The sequence below is a fragment of the Micromonospora sp. WMMA1998 genome (genome assembly GCF_027497375.1).
Lineage (GTDB): Bacteria > Actinomycetota > Actinomycetes > Mycobacteriales > Micromonosporaceae > Micromonospora > Micromonospora sediminicola.
Genome location: NZ_CP114911.1, coordinates 2,179,893 through 2,203,350, shown reverse-complemented (window position 1 = coordinate 2,203,350; position 23,458 = coordinate 2,179,893). Strand labels below are relative to the sequence as shown.

The 23,458-nt window shown below is 74.8% G+C and carries 24 protein-coding genes; 18 read left to right on the top strand and 6 right to left on the bottom strand.

Going from position 1 to position 23,458, the window contains the following annotated elements; genetic code table 11:
* Positions 1-47: 47 nt before the first annotated feature.
* Both O7600_RS09540 and O7600_RS09535 read left to right on the top strand, forming a co-directional pair.
* Positions 48-1,574, top strand: a complete 1,527-nt coding sequence (locus O7600_RS09540) for an ATPase (protein ID WP_281593284.1) — start codon at positions 48-50, stop codon at positions 1,572-1,574.
* Positions 1,575-1,781: 207 nt separating this feature from the next.
* On the top strand, positions 1,782-2,579 hold the full coding sequence (locus O7600_RS09535) for a DUF2567 domain-containing protein (protein WP_281594109.1): 798 nt from the start codon (positions 1,782-1,784) through the stop codon (positions 2,577-2,579).
* Here O7600_RS09535 and O7600_RS09530 read toward each other — a convergent pair.
* A complete protein-coding gene (locus O7600_RS09530) occupies positions 2,545-3,249 on the bottom strand; it encodes an LON peptidase substrate-binding domain-containing protein (RefSeq protein WP_099164299.1) in 705 nt (234 codons plus the stop codon). The genes O7600_RS09535 and O7600_RS09530 overlap by 35 nt on opposite strands.
* A gap of 107 nt (positions 3,250-3,356) precedes the next feature.
* On the opposite strand from O7600_RS09530, the gene hisD reads away from it, so the two are divergent.
* From hisD to hisF, 12 genes are all read left to right on the top strand, one after another.
* Positions 3,357-4,682 (top strand): histidinol dehydrogenase, encoded by a 1,326-nt coding sequence (gene hisD, locus O7600_RS09525; protein WP_281593283.1) that lies wholly within the window; start codon positions 3,357-3,359, stop codon positions 4,680-4,682.
* On the top strand, positions 4,679-5,752 hold the full coding sequence (locus tag O7600_RS09520) for a histidinol-phosphate transaminase (protein WP_281593282.1): 1,074 nt from the start codon (positions 4,679-4,681) through the stop codon (positions 5,750-5,752). Before hisD ends, O7600_RS09520 begins: the two co-directional genes overlap by 4 nt.
* A complete protein-coding gene (hisB, locus tag O7600_RS09515) occupies positions 5,749-6,360 on the top strand; it encodes an imidazoleglycerol-phosphate dehydratase HisB (protein ID WP_091573299.1) in 612 nt (203 codons plus the stop codon). Before O7600_RS09520 ends, hisB begins: the two co-directional genes overlap by 4 nt.
* The gene (locus tag O7600_RS09510; protein ID WP_172967956.1) at positions 6,360-6,527 is read left to right on the top strand and encodes a hypothetical protein; all 168 of its coding nucleotides are present in this window, start codon (positions 6,360-6,362) and stop codon (positions 6,525-6,527) included. Before hisB ends, O7600_RS09510 begins: the two co-directional genes overlap by 1 nt.
* A complete protein-coding gene (gene hisH, locus O7600_RS09505) occupies positions 6,527-7,150 on the top strand; it encodes an imidazole glycerol phosphate synthase subunit HisH (RefSeq protein WP_281593281.1) in 624 nt (207 codons plus the stop codon). Before O7600_RS09510 ends, hisH begins: the two co-directional genes overlap by 1 nt.
* Positions 7,143-7,463 carry a hypothetical protein gene (locus O7600_RS09500; protein ID WP_281593280.1) on the top strand — a complete coding sequence of 107 codons (321 nt, stop codon included), beginning with the start codon at positions 7,143-7,145 and terminating at the stop codon, positions 7,461-7,463. The genes hisH and O7600_RS09500 overlap by 8 nt, the downstream gene beginning before the upstream one ends.
* Before the next feature lie 19 nt (positions 7,464-7,482).
* Entirely contained in the window at positions 7,483-8,211 is a 729-nt protein-coding gene (gene priA, locus O7600_RS09495; RefSeq protein ID WP_281593279.1) for a bifunctional 1-(5-phosphoribosyl)-5-((5-phosphoribosylamino)methylideneamino)imidazole-4-carboxamide isomerase/phosphoribosylanthranilate isomerase PriA, read from the top strand.
* Positions 8,208-8,633, top strand: coding sequence for a RidA family protein (locus O7600_RS09490; protein ID WP_281593278.1), 426 nt, complete (start codon positions 8,208-8,210; stop codon positions 8,631-8,633). The genes priA and O7600_RS09490 overlap by 4 nt, the downstream gene beginning before the upstream one ends.
* A 299-nt stretch (positions 8,634-8,932) precedes the next feature.
* Positions 8,933-9,379 (top strand): MarR family transcriptional regulator, encoded by a 447-nt coding sequence (locus O7600_RS09485; RefSeq protein ID WP_281593277.1) that lies wholly within the window; start codon positions 8,933-8,935, stop codon positions 9,377-9,379.
* Between the two features lies 1 nt (position 9,380).
* The gene (locus tag O7600_RS09480) at positions 9,381-9,806 is read left to right on the top strand and encodes an organic hydroperoxide resistance protein (protein ID WP_281593276.1); all 426 of its coding nucleotides are present in this window, start codon (positions 9,381-9,383) and stop codon (positions 9,804-9,806) included.
* A complete protein-coding gene (locus tag O7600_RS09475; RefSeq protein WP_281593275.1) occupies positions 9,803-10,801 on the top strand; it encodes an NADP-dependent oxidoreductase in 999 nt (332 codons plus the stop codon). The genes O7600_RS09480 and O7600_RS09475 overlap by 4 nt, the downstream gene beginning before the upstream one ends.
* Before the next feature lie 77 nt (positions 10,802-10,878).
* Positions 10,879-11,646, top strand: a complete 768-nt coding sequence (gene hisF, locus O7600_RS09470; protein WP_281593274.1) for an imidazole glycerol phosphate synthase subunit HisF — start codon at positions 10,879-10,881, stop codon at positions 11,644-11,646.
* Between the two features lie 9 nt (positions 11,647-11,655).
* Here the strand turns inward: hisF and O7600_RS09465 are convergent, their stop codons facing one another.
* Complete coding sequence (locus O7600_RS09465; RefSeq protein ID WP_281593273.1) at positions 11,656-12,117, bottom strand: hypothetical protein; 462 nt, start codon at positions 12,115-12,117, stop codon at positions 11,656-11,658.
* Positions 12,118-12,233: 116 nt separating this feature from the next.
* A complete protein-coding gene (locus O7600_RS09460; RefSeq protein ID WP_281593272.1) occupies positions 12,234-12,866 on the bottom strand; it encodes a hypothetical protein in 633 nt (210 codons plus the stop codon).
* Positions 12,867-12,925: 59 nt separating this feature from the next.
* Between O7600_RS09460 and O7600_RS09455 the strand changes: the two genes are divergently transcribed.
* A complete protein-coding gene (locus tag O7600_RS09455) occupies positions 12,926-14,377 on the top strand; it encodes a PLP-dependent aminotransferase family protein (protein ID WP_281593271.1) in 1,452 nt (483 codons plus the stop codon).
* A 111-nt stretch (positions 14,378-14,488) separates the two neighbouring features.
* Positions 14,489-15,760, top strand: coding sequence for a low temperature requirement protein A (locus O7600_RS09450; RefSeq protein ID WP_281594108.1), 1,272 nt, complete (start codon positions 14,489-14,491; stop codon positions 15,758-15,760).
* A gap of 81 nt (positions 15,761-15,841) precedes the next feature.
* Here the strand turns inward: O7600_RS09450 and O7600_RS09445 are convergent, their stop codons facing one another.
* The 3 genes from O7600_RS09445 to O7600_RS09435 form a co-directional block, all read right to left on the bottom strand.
* The gene (locus O7600_RS09445) at positions 15,842-17,668 is read right to left on the bottom strand and encodes a long-chain fatty acid--CoA ligase (protein ID WP_281593270.1); all 1,827 of its coding nucleotides are present in this window, start codon (positions 17,666-17,668) and stop codon (positions 15,842-15,844) included.
* Positions 17,669-17,808: 140 nt separating this feature from the next.
* Positions 17,809-18,759: a terpene synthase gene (locus O7600_RS09440; RefSeq protein ID WP_281593269.1), complete on the bottom strand. Its 951-nt coding sequence runs from the start codon at positions 18,757-18,759 to the stop codon at positions 17,809-17,811.
* Positions 18,760-18,887: 128 nt separating this feature from the next.
* Positions 18,888-19,517, bottom strand: coding sequence for a TIGR03085 family metal-binding protein (locus tag O7600_RS09435; protein WP_281593268.1), 630 nt, complete (start codon positions 19,515-19,517; stop codon positions 18,888-18,890).
* A gap of 194 nt (positions 19,518-19,711) precedes the next feature.
* Between O7600_RS09435 and O7600_RS09430 the strand changes: the two genes are divergently transcribed.
* Positions 19,712-21,586 carry an ABC transporter ATP-binding protein gene (locus tag O7600_RS09430; RefSeq protein WP_281593267.1) on the top strand — a complete coding sequence of 625 codons (1,875 nt, stop codon included), beginning with the start codon at positions 19,712-19,714 and terminating at the stop codon, positions 21,584-21,586.
* Positions 21,583-23,358: an ABC transporter ATP-binding protein gene (locus O7600_RS09425; RefSeq protein WP_281593266.1), complete on the top strand. Its 1,776-nt coding sequence runs from the start codon at positions 21,583-21,585 to the stop codon at positions 23,356-23,358. Before O7600_RS09430 ends, O7600_RS09425 begins: the two co-directional genes overlap by 4 nt.
* Positions 23,359-23,458: the final 100 nt, after the last annotated feature.

Genomic DNA, 23,458 nt, shown 5'->3' with positions numbered 1-23,458 from the left:
TCGTAGCCTGTCAGGCGGAGATCGATGGGCTGGGGGAGGGCGAATCCTTGGACGGCAGCGAGACCGGCTGGGGTCGGCAGGGTGAGCCGGCACCGCGGTGGCGGGCGCTGCTCGACCGGGCCCGGCTGGGCGGTCGCGGCGCGGAGCACACCGACGCCGACCGGCGCGCCGAGGAGAACCCGGCACCACCGCCCGAGCCGTTGCCGCGTCGCGGCGCGGGCAACGGTTGGACCGGCCGCGCCGCCGCCGTCGGCCGCGCCGCCGACGGGTCGTACGGCGCCGAGCCCGGCTACCGCGCCGAGGCCACGTTCCGGGTCGACCCCGCCTTCCGCGCCGACCCCCGCCTCGACGGCGAGCCGGCCTACCGCGCGGAGCCCGCGTATCGCGCCGACCCGGAGCCGCCGGCCGCGCCGAGCTGGCGGGCCGAGCCGTCGTACGCCCCCGAGTCGTCCTGGCGCGGCGAGGCGCCCCTCGCCCCGGAACCACGCGCGGAACCGTCGTGGGGCGGCGAGCCGGTCCCCGAGCCGCGCGGGCGCGCCGAGGCGCCGGTCGAGTCCCGCTACGCGCTGCTCGACGGCGGCTACCGGCCCGCGCCGCCCCCGGCGGAGTCCCGCTACGCGCTGTTGGACCGGGGCCGCTACCGGCCGGAGACCCCGCCCGCCCCGGAGCCGGTGCTGCCCGCCCCGCGACGGCCGGTGGAGGCCCGGCCCGGCCCGGTCGAGCCGACGCCGGCGCGGTGGCGCGCCCGGGCCCCGCAGCAGGACCCCGAGCTGGAGCGGGCGACCGGGGTGCTCCGCCGCGAGCTGGGCACGCCCCGGGTGCTCGCCTTCGCCAACCCCAAGGGCGGGGTGCACAAGACCACCGCGACAGTGCTCGCCGCGGCCACCGTGGGCAGCGTGCGTGGGCGCGGCGTGCTCGCCTGGGACGACAACGAACTGCGCGGCACGCTCGGTCTGCGGGCCGGCAGCGCCCGCCACGCCCGCACCATCCGCCACCTGGTCCACGATCTGGCGCAGATCGAGATCCTGGAGGGCGACACGCTGCTGTCGCACCTCGACGACTACCTGCGGCACGCCTCCGACGGCTCCTACGACGTGCTGGCCGGCGAGGAGAGCCCGCGGTTCGCCCAGCGCCTCGACCAGTTCACCGTCAAGCGGGTGCTGGAATTGCTGCGCCGGACCCACGAGGTGGTCTGCGTGGACACCGGCAACAACGTGGAGAGCCCGAACTGGCGCACCGTCATGCAGGCCGCCGACCAGCTCGTGGTGACCACCGTGCCGCGTGAGGACGCCGCCTTCAGCGCCGACTGGATGCTCGACCTGCTGCACGAGGTCGGCATGGGTGAGCTGGCCGATAACGCGGTCACGCTCATCTCCTGCCCGACCCCGGGTCGCACCTCCCTGCAGGACGACCTGGAGCGGCACTTCGCCACCCGCACCCGGGCCGTCGCCGTGGTGCCCTACGACCCGGCGCTGGAGACCGGCTCCTCGATCGAATACCACCAGCTCCAGGCGGAGACCCGGGACGCCTGGCTCAAGGCGGCCGCGGTGATGGTGGAGCCGTTCGCGCGCTGACCGCCCACCACCGCCCCGCGCCGGGCCCCGGCCTGAGAGGATCACCGGGTGAGTCCGGACACCCCTGATCCCGAGCGTCCCGGCGGCGGACCGACCGACCGGCAGGCGCCCGAGGCGGCGCAGTCCGCCGGCGCCCGCGCGACCGACGGGCGGTCGCCCGAGGGCGCCCGCACGGCCGACGCGCAACCACCCGCCTGGCCGAGTGGCCTGCCGGTGCCCGCCGGCACCCCGGTCACCGCGCCCGGCGCGGACCCGCTCGCCGGCCACCCGGGCGTCGTGGGGCAGCTCGCCGGAGCCGCCCCGGCCGCCCGGCGCGCCGTGCGCCGCCCGGTCGCGACGGTCCTCGGCCTGGCCGCGCTGCTGACCGCGCTCGGCGCGCCGCTGGGGTTGCTGTGGGCGTGGCTGGCGCCGGACACACCGGTGCGACAGACCCCGGACGGGGCGGTCTACGTCACCCCGCAGCCGGAACAGCCGATCGCCGCCGACGGCTGGTTCAGCCTCCTGGCGCTCGGCTTCGGCGTGCTCGCCGCGGTCGCGCTCTGGGTGCTGCTGCGTCGTCGACGCGGCCCGGCCGGCCTGCTCGCGGTGACGCTGGGCGGGCTCGGCGCGGCCGTGGTGGCCTGGCAGGTGGGCCGCCGGATCGGGCTGGCCACGTTCCAGCGGCTGCTGGACACCGCGCCGCCGGGCACCGACTTCACCAAGCCCGCCGACCTGCGCGCCGGCGGCGTCGACTGGTACGGGCCGCTGCCCGTGCCGCACGGCAGCCTGCTGCTCGCCGCGTTCGGCGCGGCCGTCACCTACACGCTGCTGGCCGGGTGGTCCCGCTGGCCGTCGCTGCGCCCGGAACCCGAGCCCGGCGGCCACTGGCCGCCCCCGACGGGTCAGGCGGGCCACTGGCCGCCCCCGACGGGTCAGGCGGGCGACTGGTCGCCCCTGCCGGGTCAGGCGGGCGACCGGCCGCCACCCGGGATCAGTTCGGCGCCGGAAGACCCGCCAGCTCGCTGAGCGGCACCGGCACGGCCCGCACCTGGCGCAGCAGCGCCGTCTCCCGGTGCAGCAGGCGTAGCTCGGCGCGCAGCCGGCCGGGGGTGTCGTCGATGGCGAGCAGCCGCTGCCGGTCCGCGACGGTCAGCGCGGCGGTCGCGGCGACCAGGTGCGACAGCACGGTCGGGTCCTCGGGCAGCTGCTCGGAGATGTCCTCCGGGTCCGGCCGGATCAGGCCCAGATAGTGCCGGAACACCGAGATCACCCGGGCCGCCAGCAGATCGGCCGTCTCGTCCGGGCCGGTCGGCTCGGGCAGCCACTCCACCTCGGCGGTGAGGTAGGGCTCGGCGGCGTCGTCGACCTCGGCGATGCGGAACCTCCGCCGCCCCACGGTGACGATGTCGAAACCGCCGTCGGCCAGCTCGGTGACCTGCCGCAGCTCGGCGGTGCAGCCCACCTCGTGCAGGGTGACCGGGCCGCCGGCCAGCCCGGACCGCCCCGGCGGCCCGGCGGGCGCGACCTCCCACCCGGCCTGGATCGCCACCACCCCGAACTCGCGGGGCGCGCCCTCGGGCAGCCCGACCAGGTGGCGGACCAACGCCCGGTAGCGCTCCTCGAAGATGTGCAGCGGAAGGACCAGCCCGGGGAAGAGGACGGTCCCGAGGGGGAACACCGGCAGCCGTGCGCTCACGTGATCGAGCGTATCCCCCGGACGCCCGTCCGGCGTGTCCCGGCTCACCGTCCCGGCGTGCGGGCGGCCCCGACCGGTCCGCGCGGCGGCGGCCTAGACTCGCAGACGTGCTGAATCGGATCGACCTGCGCGGCGGGGCACGCGACCCGCGCCGCCTGCTGCCCCGTGCCCAGCTCGACGTCTCCGTGGCGGTCGAGCGGATCCGCCCGCTCGTCGAGGCGGTCCGCGAGCATGGATACCCGGCGATCCGGGAGGCCAGCGAACGGTTCGACGGTGTCTCGCCGGAGCGTCTGCGGGTGCCGGTGGAGGTGATCCGCGCCGCCGAGGACGAGCTGGACCCGCAGGTCCGGGCCGCGCTGCTGGAGTCGATCACGCGGGCCCGCAAGGTCCACGACGACCAGCGTCGCACCGACCACACCACCCAGGTCGTGCCGGGCGGCACGGTGACCGAGCGGTGGGTGCCGGTCGACCGGGTCGGCCTCTACGTCCCCGGCGGCCTGGCCATGTACCCGTCGACCGTGGTGATGAACGTCGTCCCGGCCCAGGCGGCCGGGGTCCGCTCGCTGGTGGTGGCCAGCCCGCCGCAGAAGGACAACGACGGCCTGCCCGACCGGCGGGTCCTCGCCGCCTGCGCGCTGCTCGGCGTCGACGAGGTCTACGCCGTCGGCGGCGCCCAGGCGGTGGCGATGCTGGCGTACGGCGCCACCGTCGACCCGGCCGGCGCGGAGCGCTGCGAGCCGGTCGACATGATCACCGGCCCGGGCAACATCTGGGTCACCGCGGCCAAGCGGCTGCTGCGCGGCGTGGTCGGCATCGACGCCGAGGCCGGCCCGACCGAGATCGCCATCCTGGCCGACCACACCGCCGACCCGGCGCACGTCGCCGCCGACCTGATCAGCCAGGCCGAGCACGACCCCCTCGCGGCCAGCGTGCTGGTCACCCCGTCCACCGAGCTGGCCGACGCGGTTGACGCCGAACTGGCCCGGCAGGCGCCGGCCGCCAAGCACGCCGAGCGGATCGGCACCGCGCTGCGCGGCGAGCAGAGCGGCGTGGTCCTCGTCGACGACCTGGAGGCGGGGCTGCGGGTGGTCGACGCGTACGCGGCCGAGCACCTGGAGATCCAGACCGAGAACGCCCGCGAGTGGGCGCTGCGGGTGCGCAACGCCGGCGCGGTCTTCGTCGGCGCGTGGTCACCGGTCTCGCTGGGCGACTACTGCGCCGGCTCCAACCACGTGCTGCCCACCGGCGGGTGCGCGCGGCACTCGTCCGGCCTGTCCGTGCAGTCCTTCCTGCGCGGCATCCACCTGGTCGAATACACGCAGGACGCGCTGCGCGAGGTGGCCCCGCACGTGGTCACACTGGCGACGGTCGAGGACCTGCCGGCGCACGGCCAGGCGGTCAGTGTCCGGTTCCCCGAGGGCGGCACCTCGTGACCACGCTCGACGACCTGCCCATCCGGGACGACCTGCGCGGGCGCAGCCCGTACGGCGCGCCGCAGCTCGACGTGCCGGTGCGGCTGAACACCAACGAGAACTCCTACCCGGTCCCCGACCCGGTGGTCGAGGCGATCGGCAAGGCCGTCGCGGCCGAGCTGCGCGACCTCAACCGTTACCCGGACCGGGACGCCGTGGCGCTGCGCGCCGACCTGGCCGCCTACCTCGGTCACGGGCTCACCGCCGACCACGTCTGGGCGGCCAACGGCTCCAACGAGATCCAGCAGCAGCTGCTCCAGGCGTTCGGCGGTCCCGGGCGCACCGCGCTCGGGTTCACCCCGGCCTACTCGATGCACCCGCTGCTGGCGCTCGGCACCGGCACCCGGTGGGTGCCGGGCGCGCGCGACGCCGACTTCGGCCTCACCGCCGCCGACGCGGTGGCCCAGGTCCGGGCGCACCGCCCCGACGTGGTCTTCCTCTGCTCGCCGAACAACCCGACCGGCACCGCGCTCGACCCGGCGGTGGTCGCCGCCGTGCTGGACGAGGCGCCCGGCATGGTGGTCGTGGACGAGGCGTACGCCGAGTTCGCCCGCGCCGGCACGGTCAGCGCGCTCGCGGTGCTGCCCGGCCACCCGCGGCTGGTGGTCACCCGCACCATGAGCAAGGCCTTCGGGTTCGCCGGCGGCCGGCTCGGCTACCTGGCAGCCGACCCGGCGGTGGTGGAGGCGGTGCAGCTGGTCCGGTTGCCCTACCACCTCTCCGCGCTCACCCAGGCCGCCGCGCGGGCGGCGCTGGCGCACCGGGACGCGCTGCTCGGCACCGTCACCGCGATCAAGGAGCAGCGCGACCGGATCGTCGCCGCGCTGCGTGCCCGGGGCCACCGCGTCGCCGACAGCGACGCCAACTTCGTGCTCTTCGCCGTCGACGGCGACCAGGGCGCCGCCTGGCGTACCCTGCTCGACGCCGGCGTGCTGGTCCGCGACGTCGGCCTGCCCGGCTGGCTGCGGGTCACCGCCGGAACGCCGGCCGAGACCGACGCCTTCCTCACCGCAACGGAGAAGCTGTCATGAGCCGCACCGCCCGGATCGAGCGGGTCACCAACGAGACCAAGGTGCTGATCGAGATCGACCTCGACGGCACCGGCGAGGCCGACATCTCCACCGGCGTCGGCTTCTACGACCACATGCTGAACCAGATCGCCCGGCACGGCGGCTTCGACCTGACCGTGCACACCGTGGGCGACCTGGAGATCGACGCGCACCACACGATGGAGGACACCGCGCTCGCGCTGGGCGCGGCGTTCGACCGGGCGCTGGGCGACAAGGCGGGCATCCGCCGGTACGGCTCGGCCACCGTGCCGATGGACGAGGTGCTGGTCCGAGCCGCGGTCGATCTGTCCGGCCGCCCGTACGTGGTGCACGACGAGCCGGCGCTGGCCCCGTACATCGGGCCGGTCTACCCGACCAGCATGACCCGGCACATCTGGGAGTCGTTCGGTCAGGCGGCCAGGATCACGCTGCACGTGGACGTGCTGCGGGCGGCCCGACCCGGTGGCCACCCGGACGCGCACCACGTGGTCGAGGCCCAGTTCAAGGCGGTCTCCCGCGCGCTGCGCGAGGCCACCGCGCTCGACCCGCGCAACGCGGGCGTGGTGCCGAGCACGAAGGGCGCGCTCTGATGCGGGTGTGGCCGACGCTGCTGCTGATCCTGGCCGGGGTGCTGGTCGGCGGGACCTGGTCGCTCTACAAGCAGGGCGCCAACCGGGCCGCCGTCGTGGTCACCGGCCTGCTGGCCGCGCTGGCCACCGCCGGCGGGCTGCTCTGGCTGCTGCCCGGGGAGGGCTGATGGCGCGGGTGGTGGTGCTCGACTACGGCTCGGGCAACCTGCGTTCGGCCGAGCGCGCGCTGGAGCGGGCCGGCGCCGACGTGACGGTCACCGCCGACCTGGCCGCCGCCGCGACCGCCGACGGCCTGGTGGTGCCGGGCGTGGGCGCGTTCGCCGCGTGCATGGCCGGGATCGAGGAGCTGGGCGCCGGTCCGGTCATCGCCGACCGGGTCGCCGCCGGCCGGCCGGTGCTCGGCATCTGCGTCGGCATGCAGGTGCTCTTCGGGCACGGCGAGGAACACGGCGTGGTCACCAAGGGGCTCGGGCTGCTGCCGGGCGGCGTGACCCGGCTGCCCGCGCCCCGGCTGCCGCACATGGGCTGGAACACGGTGGCGGCCCCGGACGGCTCGGTGCTCTTCGCCGGGTTGCCGTCCGACGCCCGGTTCTACTTCGTCCACTCCTACGGCGTCACCGACCCGGCCGCGCTGGCCGCCGCCGGCGCCACCGTGACCACCGCCCACCACGGCGCGGACTTCGTCGCGGCGGTGGAGCGGGGTCCGCTGTCGGCCGCCCAGTTCCACCCGGAGAAGTCCGCCGACACGGGGGCCGCGTTGCTGCGCAACTGGCTCGGCACGCTTGAGTAAGGAGCGGGCCCGGCGGCGGGCGGTCCGCGAGGCCGAGCAGGAGCGCGAGCGCGCCGCCCGCGCCCGCCGCACGGCCCGCCGTCAGTGGCGCCGGTCTGTCGTACGCCGCCTGACGCCGCGCCTGCGCCGGGGGCGCACCGGCCGGCTGCGCCGGCACAGCCGCGGCGAGCGGGCGGCGATCGTGCTGTTCACCGCCGTCGCGGTGGTCGGCATCTGGAGTTTCGTCGACGACCTCGCCCTTCGTCTGGCGTTGGTCGTGTTGTTGCTGCTGGTCCTGCCGGCGATCGTGGTGATCGCGCTGGACCGTCGTTGAGGATGCGAGGAGAGAAGCGTTGAGCCTTGACCTGTTGCCCGCCGTGGACGTCGCCGACGGCCAGGCCGTCCGGCTCGTGCAGGGCGCCGCCGGCAGCGAGACCGCGTACGGCGACCCGCTGGAGGCGGCCCTCGCCTGGCAGTCCGACGGCGCCGAGTGGATCCACCTGGTGGACCTGGACGCGGCGTTCGGCCGTGGCTCGAACGCCGCGCTGCTCGCCGAGGTGGTCGGCAAGCTCGACGTCAAGGTGGAACTCTCCGGCGGCATCCGGGACGACGAGTCGTTGCGGGCGGCGCTTGGCACCGGGGCGGCCCGGGTCAACATCGGCACCGCCGCGCTGGAGGACCCGCAGTGGTGCGACCGGATCTGCGGCGAGTACGGCGACCGGGTGGCGATCGGGTTGGACGTGCGCGGCCGCACCCTGTCGGCGCGCGGCTGGACCCGCGACGGCGGTGACCTGTGGGAGGTGCTGGCCCGGCTGGACGCCGCCGGCGCGGCGCGGTACGTGGTCACCGACATCACCAAGGACGGCACCATGCGGGGGCCGAACCTGGACCTGCTGCGCGAGGTGTGCGCCCGCACCGACGCGCCGGTGATCGCCTCCGGTGGCGTGTCCACGCTGGACGACCTGCGGGCGCTGGCCACGTTGGAGCCGGTCGGGGTCGAGGGTGTGATCGCGGGCAAGGCGCTCTACGCCGGCGCGTTCACCGTCGCCGAGGCGCTCGCCACGCTGCGGGCCGGCGCGTGACGGCAGGCCCGGGCGAACTGCCGGTCGACGACACGGCGGTGACCCGGCTCGGCTCGGGCGGCCCCTGGGAGGCGCTCTATGGCTACTCGCGGGTGGTCCGGGCCGGGTCCCTGGCGATCACGGCCGGCTGCACCTCCACCGTGGACGGCCGGGTGGCGCACGTGGGGGACGCGGCGGCGCAGACCGCGCAGGCGATCCGGATCGGCCTGGACGCGCTGGCCGAGGTGGGCGCGGAGCCGGGCGACGTGGTGCGGACCCGGATGTACGTGACCGACCGGCTCTACGTCGACGAGGTCGGCCGGGCGCACAACGCGGTGTTCGGTCCGGTGCGTCCGGTGGCGACCATGGTGGTGGTGGCCGGCCTGATCGACCCGGAGCACCTGGTCGAGGTCGAGCTGGAGGCGTATCTCCCCGTCGGCTGAGCCGGCCCCCTCCCGGTGCCACGGCCGGACGCGGGAGAGGGGCGCCTTTCCGGTGCCTTTCGAGCTGATATCAGAAACGACTCACCCGCACGGCACTTCCGCGGCGGGCCTGGCCCGTCCGGATGTCCGGAGCTGCCGGCGGCGGTGGGCGCGGTCCGTCCGGAAGCCCGGCGCGGTGCCTGAGTCGTTTCCGATATCAGCTCGAAAGGCGGTGCCGGGCGATGGCCCGCTCCGCCTGCGAACGGCATCCCCGCGCAATCAAGTTGTGCACAACTTGATTGCGCGCTACTGTTCAAGGCGTGACCGATGATCTGGTGCTACGCCGGCAGGTGTGCTTCGCCCTCTACGCGGCGTCGCGCGCCCTGACCGACGTCTACCGGCCCATCCTCGACGAGCACGGACTGACCTACCCGCAGTACCTCGTGCTGCTGGTGCTCTGGGAGCGCGGCGACGACGCCCCCACGGTCTCCGAGCTCGGCGCGCGGCTCCGGCTCGACTCCGGCACGCTCTCCCCGCTGCTCAAGCGGCTGGAGGCGGCCGGCCTGGTGGTGCGTACCCGCTCGGCTGCCGACGAGCGCCGGGTCGAGGTGGGCCTCACCGACCGCGGCCGGGCGCTGCGGGAGCGGATGGAGGACGTGCCGCTGCGGGTGGCCCGCGCCACCGGCCTCACCGAGGCCGAGCTGGTCGGGCTGCGCGACACCCTCACCCGGGTCACCGAGACGATCCACTCACCGAAGGAGCAGTGACATGCAGGTGCTCTACACCGCGTCCGCCCGGGCCACCGGCGACGGCCGCGACGGCCACGTCCGCACCTCCGACGGCACCGTCGAGCTGGACCTCGCCGTGCCGAAGGAGATGGGCGGCGCCGGTGGCGCGGCCAACCCGGAGCAGCTCTTCGCGGCCGGCTACGCCGCCTGCTTCCACTCCGCGCTGCGCATCGTCGCGCGCCAGGCCAAGGCGGACGTCACCGGCTCCGTCGTCGAGGCCGAGGTGGGCATCGGCCCGAACGGCAGCGGCGGCTACGGCCTGACCGTCACGCTGGTGGTGGACCTGCCCGCCGTCGAGCGCTCGGCCGCCGCGCGGTTGGTCGACGCGGCGCACCAGGTCTGCCCCTACTCCAACGCGACCCGCGGCAACATCGAGGTCGCCCGCACCGTCCGGGAGGCGCTGTGACTGCGAACCGGGAGATCCACCTGGCGTCTCGCCCGCAGGGGTGGCCGACCGCCGACAACTTCCGGCTGGTCACCACCGAGGTACCGACGCCGGGTCCGGGCCAGGTCGTGGTCCGCAACCAGTTCATGTCGGTGGACCCGTACATGCGCGGCCGGATGAACGACGTCAAGTCGTACGTGCCGCCGTTCGCGCTGGACGCCCCGCTCGACGGCGGCGCGATCGGTGAGGTGGTGGCCGGCGAGGCCGAGGGCGTCAAGCCCGGCGACGTCGTCCTGCACGGCTTCGGCTGGCGCGAGTACGCGCTCGTCGACGCGAAGGCCGTCCGCAAGGTCGACCCGGGCGTCGCCCCGGTCAGCGCCTACCTGAGCGTGCTCGGCATGACCGGGCTGACCGCGTACGCCGGGCTGCTCGACGTGGCCGCGATGAAGCCGGGCGAGACCGTCTTCGTCTCCGGCGCGGCCGGCGCGGTGGGCAGCATGGTCGGCCAGATCGCGAAGCTGCGCGGCGCCGGCCGGGTGATCGGCAGCGCCGGTTCCCGGGCGAAGGTCGAGCGGCTCACCGCGCTCGGCTTTGACGCCGCGTTCGACTACCACGACGGACCGGTGTACGAGCAGCTCAAGGCCGCCGCCCCGGACGGCGTCGACGTCTACTTCGACAACGTCGGCGGAGACCACCTGGAGGCCGCGATCGAGGCGATGAACCTGCACGGCCGGGCCGCCATCTGCGGCATGATCGCCCAGTACAACTCGACCGAGCCACCGGCCGCCCCGCGCAACCTGGCGCTGGTGATCGGCAAGCGGCTGACGCTGCGCGGCTTCCTGGTCGGCGACCACGGGCACCTGCGTGAGCAGTTCGTCCAGGAGATGGCCGGCTGGCTGCGCGAGGGCCGGCTGTCCTACGACGAGACCGTGGTCGACGGCATCGAGCAGGCGCCCGAGGCGTTCCTCGGCCTGCTGCGCGGCGAGAACCTCGGCAAGATGCTCGTCCGGCTCTGACCGACGGGCGACCCGGCGGCGGTGGCCGGCCTCACAGGCCGGTCGCCGCCGCCCGCGCGTTGGCTAGGCTTCGGGGCATGACGGTGGCGGTACGGGTGATCCCGTGTCTGGACGTGGACGCCGGGCGGGTGGTCAAGGGAGTCAACTTCCTCGACCTGCGCGACGCCGGCGACCCGGTGGAACTGGCGGCGGCGTACGACCGGGCCGGCGCGGACGAGCTGACGTTCCTCGACGTGACCGCCTCGTCCAGCGACCGCGGCACCATGCTCGACGTGGTGCGGCGCACCGCCGAGTCGGTGTTCATCCCGCTCACCGTCGGCGGCGGCGTCCGGCAGGTCGCCGACGTCGACACGCTGCTGCGGGCCGGGGCGGACAAGGTCGGGGTGAACACCGCGGCGATCGCCCGGCCGGAGCTGATCGCCGAGATCGCCGACCGGTTCGGCCGGCAGGTGCTGGTGCTCTCGCTGGACGTGCGGCGTGCGCCGGCCGGCACCACGCCGAGCGGCTTCGAGGTGACCACCCACGGCGGCCGCCGGGGCACCGGCCTGGACGCGGTCGAGTGGGCCGCGCGCGGCGCGGAGCTGGGCGCGGGAGAGATCCTGCTCAACTCGATGGACGCCGACGGCACCAAGACCGGGTTCGACCTGCCGTTGATCGAGGCGGTCCGCGCGGTGGTCGAGGTGCCGGTGATCGCCAGCGGTGGCGCGGGCGCGGTGGCGCACTTCCCCCCGGCGGTCGGCGCGGGCGCCGACGCGGTGCTCGCGGCCAGCGTCTTCCACTTCGGCGAGCTGACCGTCGGCGAGGTCAAGGACGCGTTGCGCGGCGCCGGGCACCCGGTGCGCTGACCGCGGCGGTCAGGGTCGGCCGGAGTGCCCCTCGGGGGAGCGACGTGGCATCGGAATCGACCGGACGACATATTCCTGGACGGCGGCGGCGTGGTCGTCCTCGTCGAGGCGCCACTCGGACTCGCCCGGCGGGTGCCGGCGGCTCAGCACGCCCTGCACCGTGTCGACCGTGGTGCCCAGCCCGGCGCTGGGCCGGGTGCGCCAGAGGCGCTCACCGTCCGGGGTGACCCGGAACCAGCCGTCGGCGACGCTGACCAGCCCCGCGCCGACGAGCCGGCGGACCGCTCCCTCGACCTCGTGCCGCTCGGGAATGGCCTGGTTGAGGTGGTCGGCGGTGGAGAGGACGTCGGCGAGGCGCACCCCCTCGGGGCGGCGTGTCGCGGCGGCCCGGCGGTGCCGGCCGGCACCGCTCGCGATGACCAACGCGACGAAGATCCAGGCGTCGCTCCAACGCCATCCGTTCTCCCCCATGTACGAATGATGCCCGGCGACGGCGGCGGAGAAAACACCTGGTTTCGGTGCCGTACGTCGTCGCAGCTCAGGGCCGTCCGGCTCGTCCCACCCCGTGGCGGTCGGCCCGACGGCGGTCACGTAGCGTAAGCGTCCACCGGTCGGGTGGGGATGGCGAAGATCGGGATGAACATCTGCGCGAGCGGTCCGATGGCCAGCGCGTAGGCCACGGTGCCGAGCCCGACCGTCCCGCCGAGCAGCCACCCCAGGGCCAGCACGGTGACCTCGATGACGGTCCGGACCAGCCGCACCGACCAGCGCGGGTGGCGGGCGACGAACCCGGTCATCAGGCCGTCGCGGGGGCCGGGGCCGAGCCCGGCGCCCAGGTAGAGGCCGGTGGCGGCGCCGTTGGCGACGATGCCGACGACCAGCAGCGCGGCCCGCACCGGCAGGCCCTCGCCCGGCGGCAGGACGGCCAGGGTGGCGTCGACGACCAGCCCGATCACCACGACGTTGCTCACCGTGCCCAGGCCGGGGCGTTGCCGCAGCGGGATCCAGAGCAGCAGCACGAGCGCGCCGACGGCGATGGTGACGGTGCCGAAGGAGAGGCCGGTCTGGCGGGCGAGCCCCTGGTGGAACACGTCCCAGGGGTCCAGACCGAGTCCGGAGCGGATCATCAGCGCCATGCTCACGCCGTAGAGGGCGAGACCGGCGTAGAGCTGGGTGAGCCGTCGCGCCGGCCGGTGCCGGAGATTGCCAAGCTGAGCCATGCATGCCACCCTAGGGGCCAATTGCGGAGTGCAAGGGGGCCAATTCCGGAGGTGTGGCCATGACGACCCAGGTACGCGGTGTCCAATTGGCGCGTCTGCTCGGCCAGTGGCACGCGTTGCCCGGTCGACGGCGCAGCCCCGACTACGCCGCGCTCGCCAGCGCCGTGCGGGGGCTGCTCGCCGACGGCCGGCTGCCCCTGGGGGTACGCCTGCCGGCCGAGCGCGAGCTGGCCGAGGCGTTGCGGATCAGCCGGACCACCGTCACCGCCGCGTACCGGGAGCTGCGGGAGACCGGCCACCTGGCCAGCCGCCGGGGCGCCGGGAGCTGGACCATGCTGCCCGGCACCCACCGGGTCGCCAGCACCGGCCTGTGGACCCCGCTAGACGACCGGGACATGATCGACCTCGGGGTGGCCGCGCTCTCCGCGCCGGCCCAGCTCGTCCCGGCCGCCCGGGCGGCCGCCGAGGACCTGCCCCGCTACCTCGGCGGCGCCGGCTACCACCCCACCGGCATCATCGAGCTGCGTGAGGCGGTCGCCCGCGGCTACACCGACCGCGGGCTGCCCACCAGCCCGGAGCAGATCATGGTCACCAGCGGCACCCAGCACGCGCTGGACCTGGTGCTGCGGCTGGCCCTGTCACCCGGCGGCGGGGTGCTGGTGGAGTCGCCCACCTACCCCAACGCGCTCGCCGCGCTCGCCGCACGCCGGGCCCGGATCAGCACCCATGGGCTCTCCGACGACGGCTGGGACGCCGACCTGCTGCTCGGCAGCATCCGGCAGACCCGGCCGAAGCTCGCGTACCTGATCCCGGAGTTCCACAACCCGACCGGTCACCTGATGGCCGCCGACCTGCGCGAGCGGCTGGTGGGCGCGGCGCACGCGGCCGGCACCGACCTGGTGGTGGACGAGTCCTTCGTCGACCTGCCGCTGGACGGCACCCCGCTGCCGCCCCCCGTGGCGGTCTTCGACCGGCACTCCCGGGTGATCAGCATCGGTGGGATGAGCAAGCCCTACTGGGGCGGCCTGCGGATCGGCTGGGTGCGCGCCTCCGCGCCCCAGGTGCAGCGCCTGGCCGCGGCCCGGGTCGGCGTGGACATGGCCAGCCCGGTGCTCGACCAGCTCGTCGCCGTGCACCTGCTCGACCAGGCGCCGGCCATCGTGACCGCTCGCCGGGCGCAGCTCGCCACCCAGCGGGACGCGCTGGTCGCGGCGCTCGCCGAGCGGCTCCCGGACTGGCGGGTCACCGTGCCGCGCGGCGGCGTCACGCTCTGGGCCGAGCTGGACGGCCCGATCTCCAGCGCGCTGGCCCGGGCCGCCGAGGAGGTCGGCGTACGGCTGGCGCCCGGCCCCCGGTTCGGCCTGGACGGGACGCTGGAGCGGTTCCTCCGGCTGCCCTTCACGCTGCCGGCCGCCGAGCTGGCGGAGGCGGTCGGGCGGCTCGCCGCGGTCCGCTACGACCTGGACCGGGCCGGCCGGCCGCAGTGGCGGGAGCCGAGCGTCATCGCCTGACCCGCCCGCCGCCCGATCCGGTGGGTGTCCGGGGAACCGGGTCACCGGCCCGGCCCGGCCCCGCAGACTGCGCGGGTGGGCAACGGGGGCGGTGCGCGGTGGTCGCGGTCGGTGCGGCCCGGCGCGCCGGGCTCCCGGACCACCCGGCTGGAGCTCTTCTACGACCTGGTCTTCGTCTTCGCGTTCATCAGCGTCACCACGCTCACCGCCAGCGAACTCACCCCGGCCAACCTCTACCGCTTCGTGCTGGTGCTGGCCCTGCTGTGGTGGTCGTGGACCGGGTTCGCCCGGATGGGCAACGCGCTGCGCGCCGACCAGGGCGTGCTGCCGCTGGTCGGCTTCGTCACCGTGGCCGCGACGTTCCTGCTGGTGCTCAGCGTGCCCGGCGCGTTCGTGGACCGCCCGGGCGGGCTGCCCGGGCCGCTGGTCTTCGCCGGGTCCTACTTCGTGATCCGGATGGCCCAGCTCGCCGTCCTCGGCTGGACGGACCGCGCCGACCCGGTCCGCCGCCGCCGTCTCCTGATCCGCGCCCTGGTCCCGGTCGTGGCCACCGTGCTGCTGGTGGTCGCCGGAACCGTCCCGTCCCGGCTGCCGGAGGGACGGCTCGCGACCGGGCTGCAACTGACGCTCTGGACGTTGGCGCTGCTGGTTGAGTACGTCGTCGGGGTGACGCTGGCGCGGCGCTGGTGGGTGGTGGTCTCGGCCGGGCACTGGGCGGAGCGGCACGCCCTGATGGTGCTGGTCGCGCTCGGAGAGTCGATCATCGCACTCGGGCTCGGCCCGAAGCGGGGACTGCCGCTGACCGGCCCGGTGGCGGTGGCCGCGCTGCTCGGCATCCTGATCGTGGCGGCGCTCTGGTGGGCGTACTTCGACACCCTGGCGTTCGCGATGGAGCAGGCGTTGCACCACGCCCGGGACCGCGTCGCCCGGCTGCGGCTGGCCCGCGACGTCTACACGTTCCTGCACCTGCCGATGATCACCGGCACCATCCTCTACGCGCTCGGCCTCAAGGACCTGCTGGCCGAGGTCGCCGCGCGCGAGACCCCCACGTGGGGGTGGCCGCTGGGCGACTTCTGGGGCGCCGTGCTGTTCGGCGGCGTCGCGCTCTACCTGCTCAGCCTCGCCGGCTGCTGGAGGCTGGCGCTGCGCGAGACGCACTGGCCGCTGCCGGTCACGGCGGCGGCGCTCGCCGCCGCCGGTCCGTTCGCGTTCCGCATCCCGGAGGTGGGCGCGCTGGCCGTCCTGGCGGTCGTCACCGCCGGCGGTGTCGCCTGGGAGACGCGCAGCGAGGACGGGCGGCGGCGCCGGGTGCGCCGGCTGGCCCTGGAGGAGCAGCTCGCCGCGGAGGCCGAGCAGAGCCGGTGGCGGCAGCGGCACCTGTGACCGACGTCCCGGCCCGCGACGGGGCCGACCGGCCGTGCCCCGGGACGGTGGGGCACGGCCGGTCGGCCTCTCGGGTGTCGCCTACAGCTCGGCGAGCGTGCCCTCGTACATCTTGTCGATCTCGCCGGCGAAGTTGGTCTCCACGCTGCGGCGCTTGATCTTCAGCGACGGGGTGACCTCGCCGTCCTCGATGGTGAGGTCGCGGGGGAGGATCGTCACCTTCTTGATCGTCTCCCAGCGGTTGAGCTTGGCGTTCAGCTCGGCCACGTAGCCCTCGACCATCTCCCGCGCCTGCGGCGAGGTGACGATCGTGGTGTAGTCGCTGCCCTCCAGCGGGGTGCCGGCGGCCCAGCCCTTGATCGCGTCCGGGTCCAGCGTGACCAGCATGGTGCAGTAGTTGCGGGCCTGGCCGATCACCACCGCCTGGGAGGTGTACGGGCAGACCGCCTTGAACATGCCCTCGATGTGCGACGGCGCGACGTACTTGCCGCCGGACGTCTTGACCAGGTCCTTCTTCCGGTCGGTGATGCGCAGGTAGCCGTCGTCGTCGAGGGTGCCGATGTCGCCGGTGCGGAAGAAGCCGTCGGCGGTGAACGCCTCGGCGGTCTCCTGCGGCAGGTTGTGGTAGCCGCGCATGACCGGACGACCGCGCATCAGGATCTCGCCGTCGGTGTCGATCCGGCACTCCAGGTCGCCCATGGCCCGGCCCACGCTGCCGATCTTCAGGCCGCCGGGCGGGTTGACGAAGGCGCCGGCGCTGGTCTCGGTGAGACCGTAGCCCTCGGAGATGGGCAGGTTCGCGGCGGCGAAGAACGTGGCGATCTCCTTGCTCAGCGGCGCCGCGCCGGAGACCAGCACCCGCATCCGGCCGCCGAGCCGGGCCTGGAGCTTGCTGAAGACGAGCTTCTCGGCGAGCGCGTACTTCAGCCGCAGGCCGGCCGGGACCGGCTTGCCGGCCTGCTCCAGCGCGACCTTCTCCTTGCCGACCGTGACGCCCCAGGCGAAGATCTTGGCCTTCGCGCCGCCGGCGCCCTGCGCGGTGGTGACCGCCTTGTTGTAGACCTTCTCGAAGACCCGGGGCGCGCCGCACATCAGCGTCGGGCGGACCACGCCGAGCAGCTCGACCAGCTTGTCCACCCGGCCGTCGACGTAGGTGGGCAGGCCGACGTGGGTGGCGCCGCAGAGCAGCGTCTTGCCGAACGAGTGGGACAGCGGCAGCCACAGGTACTGCAGGTCGTCGACCCGCAGCAGGCCCAGCTCGGCCTGTGCCACGCCCTCCCAGCACCAGCCGCCGTGCAGCAGCTCCACGCCCTTCGGGCGGCCGGTGGTGCCGGAGGTGTAGATCAGGGTGGCCAGGTGGTCCGGCCCGATGCCCGCGACCAGCATGTCGATCAGGTCGGGCTCGGCGGCCAGCGCGGCGGCCCCGCGCTCCTCCAGCTCGGCCAGGGTGAGCTGGGGTACGCCGGCGGCCGGGTCGGGCGTGCCGTCGAAGAGCACCACGTGGGTCAGTGCCGGCAGGTCCGCGCCGGCGATCTTCGCCGCCTGCGCGGCGTTCTCCGCGAACAGCACCCGCGACCCGGAGTCGGCGACGATGTAGACCGCGTCGTCGGGTTCGGTGGTCGGGTAGACGGTGGTGGTGGCCCCGCCGGCGCACATGATGCCGAAGTCGGCGAGCACCCACTCCAGCCGGGTGTTGGCCAGGATCGCCACCGGGTCCTCCAGGCCGACACCGAGCCCGTGCAGCCCGGCGGCGATCGCCTTGGCGCGCTGCCCGACCTGCTCCCACGTCAGCCAGACCGGGCCCGAGTCGTCGGGTGCGGGGTGGGCGAAGGCGTGCCGGTCGGGGGAATCCGCCACGCGCTTGAGAAACATGTCGGGTACGGAACGGTACGGTACATCGAGAGCCATCGCTGTAGCCGCCTTCAGGGTGGAGGGACGTGACGGGGGTCACGCCGATCTGCGGTTACCGAAGGGTATTGCCTGCACCGGGGCAGCGGCTAGCCCTGGCGGGCGCGTACCATGCCGGTCCCGCCTCGTGGAACCCGGAGTCAGGTGTATCGGGCGGCCGCGCGGGACCAGTCGTACGTCGCCCGGATCCAGTCCCGTCGGGTGTCCAGGAACGCCCGCACCCCGTCGTCGGCCCCGGTCGCCAACGCCGCGTCCCGCTCCGCGTAGGTGGCGAGGGCGGTGTTGAACCGGGCCGCCGCCGCCCGCAGCGCCGCCGGCTCGTCGTGGCCGTTCTCACCCGCGATCGTGGTGACCAGGTTGTGCGCCTCCGGCGCGACACCGCGCTCCTTGCCGTAGGAGAAGAGGTCGTTGCACCAGCACACCAGGTCGGTGGCGAGGGCGTCCAGCGCGGCCAGCGCCGGCTCGGACCGCTGCGCCGGGCCGGTCCGGGACGTACGCGCCAGGTCGGTCATGGTGAAGCTGGGGCGTACGCCGCCGGTGTGCCGGCGCATCTGGGTGTACTCGGACACCCCGGGCACCCGCCGGTGCTCCCGGTTGGCCGCCTCCCACAGCAGCGCCAGCAGGTACTCCCGCAACTGGCTGACCAGACGCAGCAGCAACGCCGGTTGCCGCTTCCCACGGGCCCGGCGGCACAGGTCGTCGAGCGCGACCGCGAGCGGCCCGACGTGGGTCGGGCTGGGCGCGTCCGGGTCGCCGTGCCGGTCGAGCACGGCCAGCAGCGCCGCCACGGTCGGGGCGAGCCGGGTGGGGTCCGCGCCCAGGCCGTCGTCGTCGCAGGCGTCGTCCATCACGAACAGCCAGTTGATCAGATCGGTCAGCAGCCGCAGGCCGTCCGGTGAGCCTTCGGGGGCCGCCCGCCCGGCCAGCTCGGCGGCGTGCGCGCCGGCCAGCCGGCGTCGCCCGGCCGGGTCGTCGACCAGGCCCAGGTCGTCCGCCCAGCCGGCGCTCTCCCCGGCGATCCGGTCGACGTCAGGGTGCCGCCGGGCCGGGAAGGGCGGCTCGTGCAGCGCCGAGAGCGCGAAGGCACGCATCCGTCGTGTCCCCTGTCCGCCGCCCGTCTGCTCGAGCGGCGGCGAGGAGCGTACGACAGACCGGATCGGTCACCATCGTTGGGCTGCGCAATTTCCACGAGGCGCGGTGACCGGTCCCGCACAGTGGGTCAGAAGCCCAGTTCGGCGGCGCGCAGCCGGTCGGCGCCCTCGCCCGGGCCGTCCACCTGGACCCGGGCCACCCGCTGCCGACCGGTGAGGAACAGGACGAGTTCGCCCGGCGCGCCCACCACCCGCAGCCGCCCGCCGCCGCGCCCCGCCCGCAGCTCGCCGTGACCGGGCGCCTGCACCAGCACCTCGGCCGGGAAGCGGCGCAACGCCATCCGGGCCAGCAGGCCGACCCGCTTCCAGAGCACCCGCTGCTGCCCCGCCGGCAGGTCGCGCGGGTGCCAGCCGGGCCGGGCCCGGCGGACGTCCTCGTGGTGGATGAAGAACTCCAGGCCGTTGGCCAGTTCGTCGGTGAGCGGATTGCTCACCGGGCTCCACAGCGGCGGGCGGCGCACCCGCGCCACCAACTCCGGGTAGGGCCCGGCGGCGATCCGCCGGCGGACCGACTCACCGTGCTCGCGCAGCGGCGGCAGCAGGATCCCGCCGGCCGCGTCCGGCCGGCGCTCGCGCACCAGCAGGTGCGCCGCCAGGTCACGGGTGGTCCACCCCTCGTTGACCGTCGGCGCGTCCGGTCCCAGTTCCAGCATCAGATCGGCGAGCGCCTCGCGCTCCGCCCGGGCGTACCGCGGCATGGCCCGATCGTAGGCCCGGGCGGGCCGATCGGCGCGCCGTGCCCGGCGCGGCGGTGGCGACCGGCCGACCACGCACCGTCGTCCGCCCAGCTCCGGGGCGAACGTGACGGCGGACATATCCCCGGCGGGTCGGCGGACCTGGCGGGGTGCGGTAAGGATGGGGGAGAAACGGGCGGCTTACGGCGGGGGAGAGCGTGGCGAGCGGGACGAGTCGGGACGTGCTCGGCAGAGGACTACGGGTGCTCGGCCGGGCGATCCGGGAGCAACCGCGCATCTTCACGGTGGCGGTGACCGGCAGCGTGCTCTTCGGTCTCCTGGTGATCGCCAGCGCGTACGTGGTCGGCGGCGTGGTCGGTGAGGTGGTGGTGCCGGCGGTCGAGCGCGGCGAGGTGGGCGGCGGGGTCCTCGCGCTCGCCGCCGCGGCGCTGTTCGGCATCAGCGTGCTGCGGGTGGTCGGCATCTTCGGCCGGCGACTCGGCGCCGGCTACATGCAGTACCGGCTCCAGGCCGCCTACCGTCGCCGGGTCACCCGCCGCTACCTGGACCTGCCGCTGGCCTGGCACCACCGCAACTCCACCGGCACGCTGCTGTCCAACGCCAACTCCGACGTCGAGGCCGCCTGGTACCCGATCGCGCCGCTGCCGTTCGCGGTCGGCACCCTGGTGATGCTGGTCGGCGCGGTGGCCTCGCTCTTCGTCACCGACTGGGCGCTCGCGCTGGTCGGCCTCGCCGTCTTTCCCGCGCTGTTCGCGCTCAACGTGGTCTACTCCCGCCGGATGGCGCCCCGCCAGGCCCGGGCGCAACGCCTGCGCGCCGAGGTCAGCGGCATCGCGCACGAGAGCTTCGACGGCGCGCTGGTGGTCAAGACCATGGGCCGGGAGGCGCAGGAGACCGCCCGCTTCGCCGCCCGCGCCGGCGACCTGCGCGACGCGCTCATCTCGGTCGGCCGGCTGCGCGGCGTCTTCGACCCGATGCTGGAGACGCTGCCCAGCCTCGGCACCCTCGCCGTGCTGGTGGTCGGCGCGATCCGGCTGCGGCAGGGCGCGATCACGGTGACCGAGCTGGTCAGCGTGGCGTTCCTGTTCACCGTGCTGGCCTTCCCGGTGCGGGCCATCGGCTGGGTGCTGGCCGAGCTGCCGCGCAGCGTCGCCGGTTGGGACCGGGTCCGCCGGGTCCTCGACACCACCGGCGAGATGCCCTACGGCGAGGTCGCGTTCGACCACGCCACCCGCACACCGGCCACGCTGGGCTTCGACGACGTGCACTTCGGGTACGAGCCGGCCGAGGCGCACCTGCCCGGCGCCGAGGTGCTCGGCGAGGTGACGTTCACCGTGCCGGCCGGGAAGACCGTCGCGCTGGTCGGGCCGACCGGGGCCGGCAAGTCCACCATCGCGTCGCTGGCCGTGCGGCTGGTCGACCCGGACTCCGGCCGGGTCACGCTCGACGGCGTCGACGTGCGGGAGCTGACCGCCGCGTCGCTCGCCGGGACCGTGGCGCTGGTGGCCCAGGTGCCCTTCGTCTTCGACGACACGGTCCGGGCCAACATCACGCTCGACCGCGACGGCATCGGCGACGACGAGGTGTGGGCGGCGCTGCGGCTGGCCGAGGCGGACGGTTTCGTCGCCGGCCTGCCGGACGGGCTGGACACCATGGTCGGCGAGCGGGGCACCTCGCTCTCCGGCGGCCAGCGGCAGCGGCTGACGCTGGCCCGGGCGCTGGCCGGGCGGCCCCGGCTGCTGGTGCTCGACGACGCGACCAGCGCTGTCGACCCGCGGGTCGAGGCGGCCATCCTGGCCGGCCTGCGGAGCCCTGGTGACGGCGGGGCGCCGGCGTCGATCCTGGTCGTGGCGTACCGCCGGGCCACCATCGCGCTCGCCGACGAGGTGATCTACGTGGAGCAGGGCCGGGTGGTGGCCCGGGGCACGCACGCCGAGCTGCTGGCCACCGTGCCCGGCTACGTCGACCTGGTCACCGCCTACGAGCAGGCCGAGCAGGAGCGCGAGCAGAAGCGCACGTACGACGAGGTCGCGCCGGTGCCCTCCGGCCTGGAGATGGAGGTGGACCGGTGAGCAGTGTCGCCGCCGAGGGACGGACCGAGTCGACCTGGGGGACGCTGCGGCGCGGGTTGGCGCTCTCCCCGGAGCTGAAGACCGGGCTCGCCGGCACGCTGGCGCTGGCCCTCGTCTACATGATCGGCCGGGTGGCGGTGCCGGTGGCGGTGCAGCGCGGCATCGACCACGGCATCGTCGGCGGGCTCGACCTGGACGTCATCTCGCTCACCGTGACCATCACGGCCGCCGTGCTGGTGGTGACCACCGCCTGCGGCTATCTGATGATGCGCCGGCTGTTCACGGTCAGCGAGACCGCGCTGGCCGGGGTGCGCACCCGGGCGTTCCGGCACGTGCACGACCTGTCCATGCTGCACCAGCAGTCGGAGCGGCGTGGCTCGCTGGTCTCCCGGGTCACCAGTGACGTCGACCAGATCACCCAGTTCCTCCAGTGGGGCGGCGTGATCCTGATCGTGAACCTGGGTCAGCTGCTGGTCACCACCGCCGTGATGCTCGCGTACTCCTGGCAGTTGACGCTGGTGGTGCTCATCGCGTTCACGCCCGCGGTGCTGATCATCCGGTTGTTGCAGCGCCGGCTGGCCGGCGCGTACGGGCTGGTCCGGCAGCGGACCGGCACGCTGCTCGGCGCCATCGGCGAGAGCGTGGTGGGCGCGCCGGTGATCCGGGCGTACGGCATCGCCGGGCGCACCGCCCGACGGCTGGACGCGGCGATCGACGGGCAGCGGCTGGCCCAGCAGCGGGCGATCCGGATCAGCATCGTGGGCAGCTCGGTCGGCGAGCTGGCCGCCGGCCTGGCGCTGGCCGGGGTGGTGGTGGTCGGGGTGAACCTCGGCGTCGACCGGACGCTGTCGGTCGGCCAGCTCACCGCGTTCCTGTTCCTGGTCACGCTCTTCATCCAGCCGGTGCAGATTGCCACCGAGGTGCTCAACGAGGCGCAGAACGCGATCGCCGGCTGGCGCCGGGTGCTCGACGTGCTGGACGTCGCCCCGGACGTGGCCGACCCGGGCACGCAGGGGCGGGACCTGCCGTCCGGTCCGCTGGACGTCCGCTTCGCCGGGGTGACGTTCGCCTACCCGGGCGGCCCGCCGGTGCTGCACGACGTGACGCTGGACATCCCGGCGAAGAGCCGGGTGGCGGTGGTCGGCGAGACCGGCAGCGGCAAGACCACCTTCGCCAAGCTGCTCACCCGGCTGATGGACCCGAGCGAGGGGGAGGTGCTGCTCTCCGGCGTCGACCTGCGTCGGGTGCGCTTCGACTCGCTGCGCGCCCGGGTGGTGATGGTGCCGCAGGACGGCTTCCTGTTCGACGCCACGGTCGGGGAGAACGTCCGCTTCGCCCGCCCCGACCTGAGCGACGAGCGGCTCACCGCCGCCTTCACCGAGCTGGGCCTGGCCGACTGGCTGGACGGCCTGCCGGCCGGTCTGGACACGCCGGTGGGGGAGCGCGGGGAGGCGTTGAGCGTGGGCGAGCGGCAGCTCGTGGCTTTGGCCCGGGCGTACGTCGCCGACCCGGACCTGCTGGTCCTCGACGAGGCGACCAGCGCCGTCGACCCGGCCACCGAGGTACGCCTGCAACGCACGTTGGACGCGGTCACCCGGGGCCGGACCACGCTGGCCATCGCGCACCGGCTCTCCACCGCGCAGGCCGCGGACGAGGTGATCGTGGTGGACCGCGGCCGGATCGTGCAGCGCGGCCCGCACGACGAGCTGGTCCGCGACACCGACTCGGTCTACGCCCTGCTCTACGCCTCCTGGCTGGAACAGACCCGCTGACCGGGCCACCCCGAACTCCCGCGATCTTGCACTTTCGGCCCCCGGTAGGGGTGGATCGTCCACTTTCGTCCGGGCAGCAAGTGCAAGATCGGCGCGGGGG

Bases quoted from the DNA above. Each gene is read 5' to 3' on its own strand.
- O7600_RS09445 (WP_281593270.1), bottom strand. From the start codon at position 17,668: ATGGCTCTCGATGTACCGTACCGTTCCGTACCCGACATGTTTCTCAAG.
- O7600_RS09460 (WP_281593272.1), bottom strand. From the start codon at position 12,866: ATGGCTCAGCTTGGCAATCTCCGGCACCGGCCGGCGCGACGGCTCACC.
- hisF (WP_281593274.1), top strand. From the start codon at position 10,879: ATGACGGTGGCGGTACGGGTGATCCCGTGTCTGGACGTGGACGCCGGG.
- O7600_RS09510 (WP_172967956.1), top strand. From the start codon at position 6,360: ATGCGGGTGTGGCCGACGCTGCTGCTGATCCTGGCCGGGGTGCTGGTC.
- O7600_RS09465 (WP_281593273.1), bottom strand. From the start codon at position 12,117: ATGGGGGAGAACGGATGGCGTTGGAGCGACGCCTGGATCTTCGTCGCG.
- O7600_RS09455 (WP_281593271.1), top strand. From the start codon at position 12,926: ATGACGACCCAGGTACGCGGTGTCCAATTGGCGCGTCTGCTCGGCCAG.
- O7600_RS09440 (WP_281593269.1), bottom strand. From the start codon at position 18,759: ATGCGTGCCTTCGCGCTCTCGGCGCTGCACGAGCCGCCCTTCCCGGCC.
- hisH (WP_281593281.1), top strand. From the start codon at position 6,527: ATGGCGCGGGTGGTGGTGCTCGACTACGGCTCGGGCAACCTGCGTTCG.
- O7600_RS09435 (WP_281593268.1), bottom strand. From the start codon at position 19,517: ATGCCGCGGTACGCCCGGGCGGAGCGCGAGGCGCTCGCCGATCTGATG.
- O7600_RS09480 (WP_281593276.1), top strand. From the start codon at position 9,381: ATGCAGGTGCTCTACACCGCGTCCGCCCGGGCCACCGGCGACGGCCGC.
- hisB (WP_091573299.1), top strand. From the start codon at position 5,749: ATGAGCCGCACCGCCCGGATCGAGCGGGTCACCAACGAGACCAAGGTG.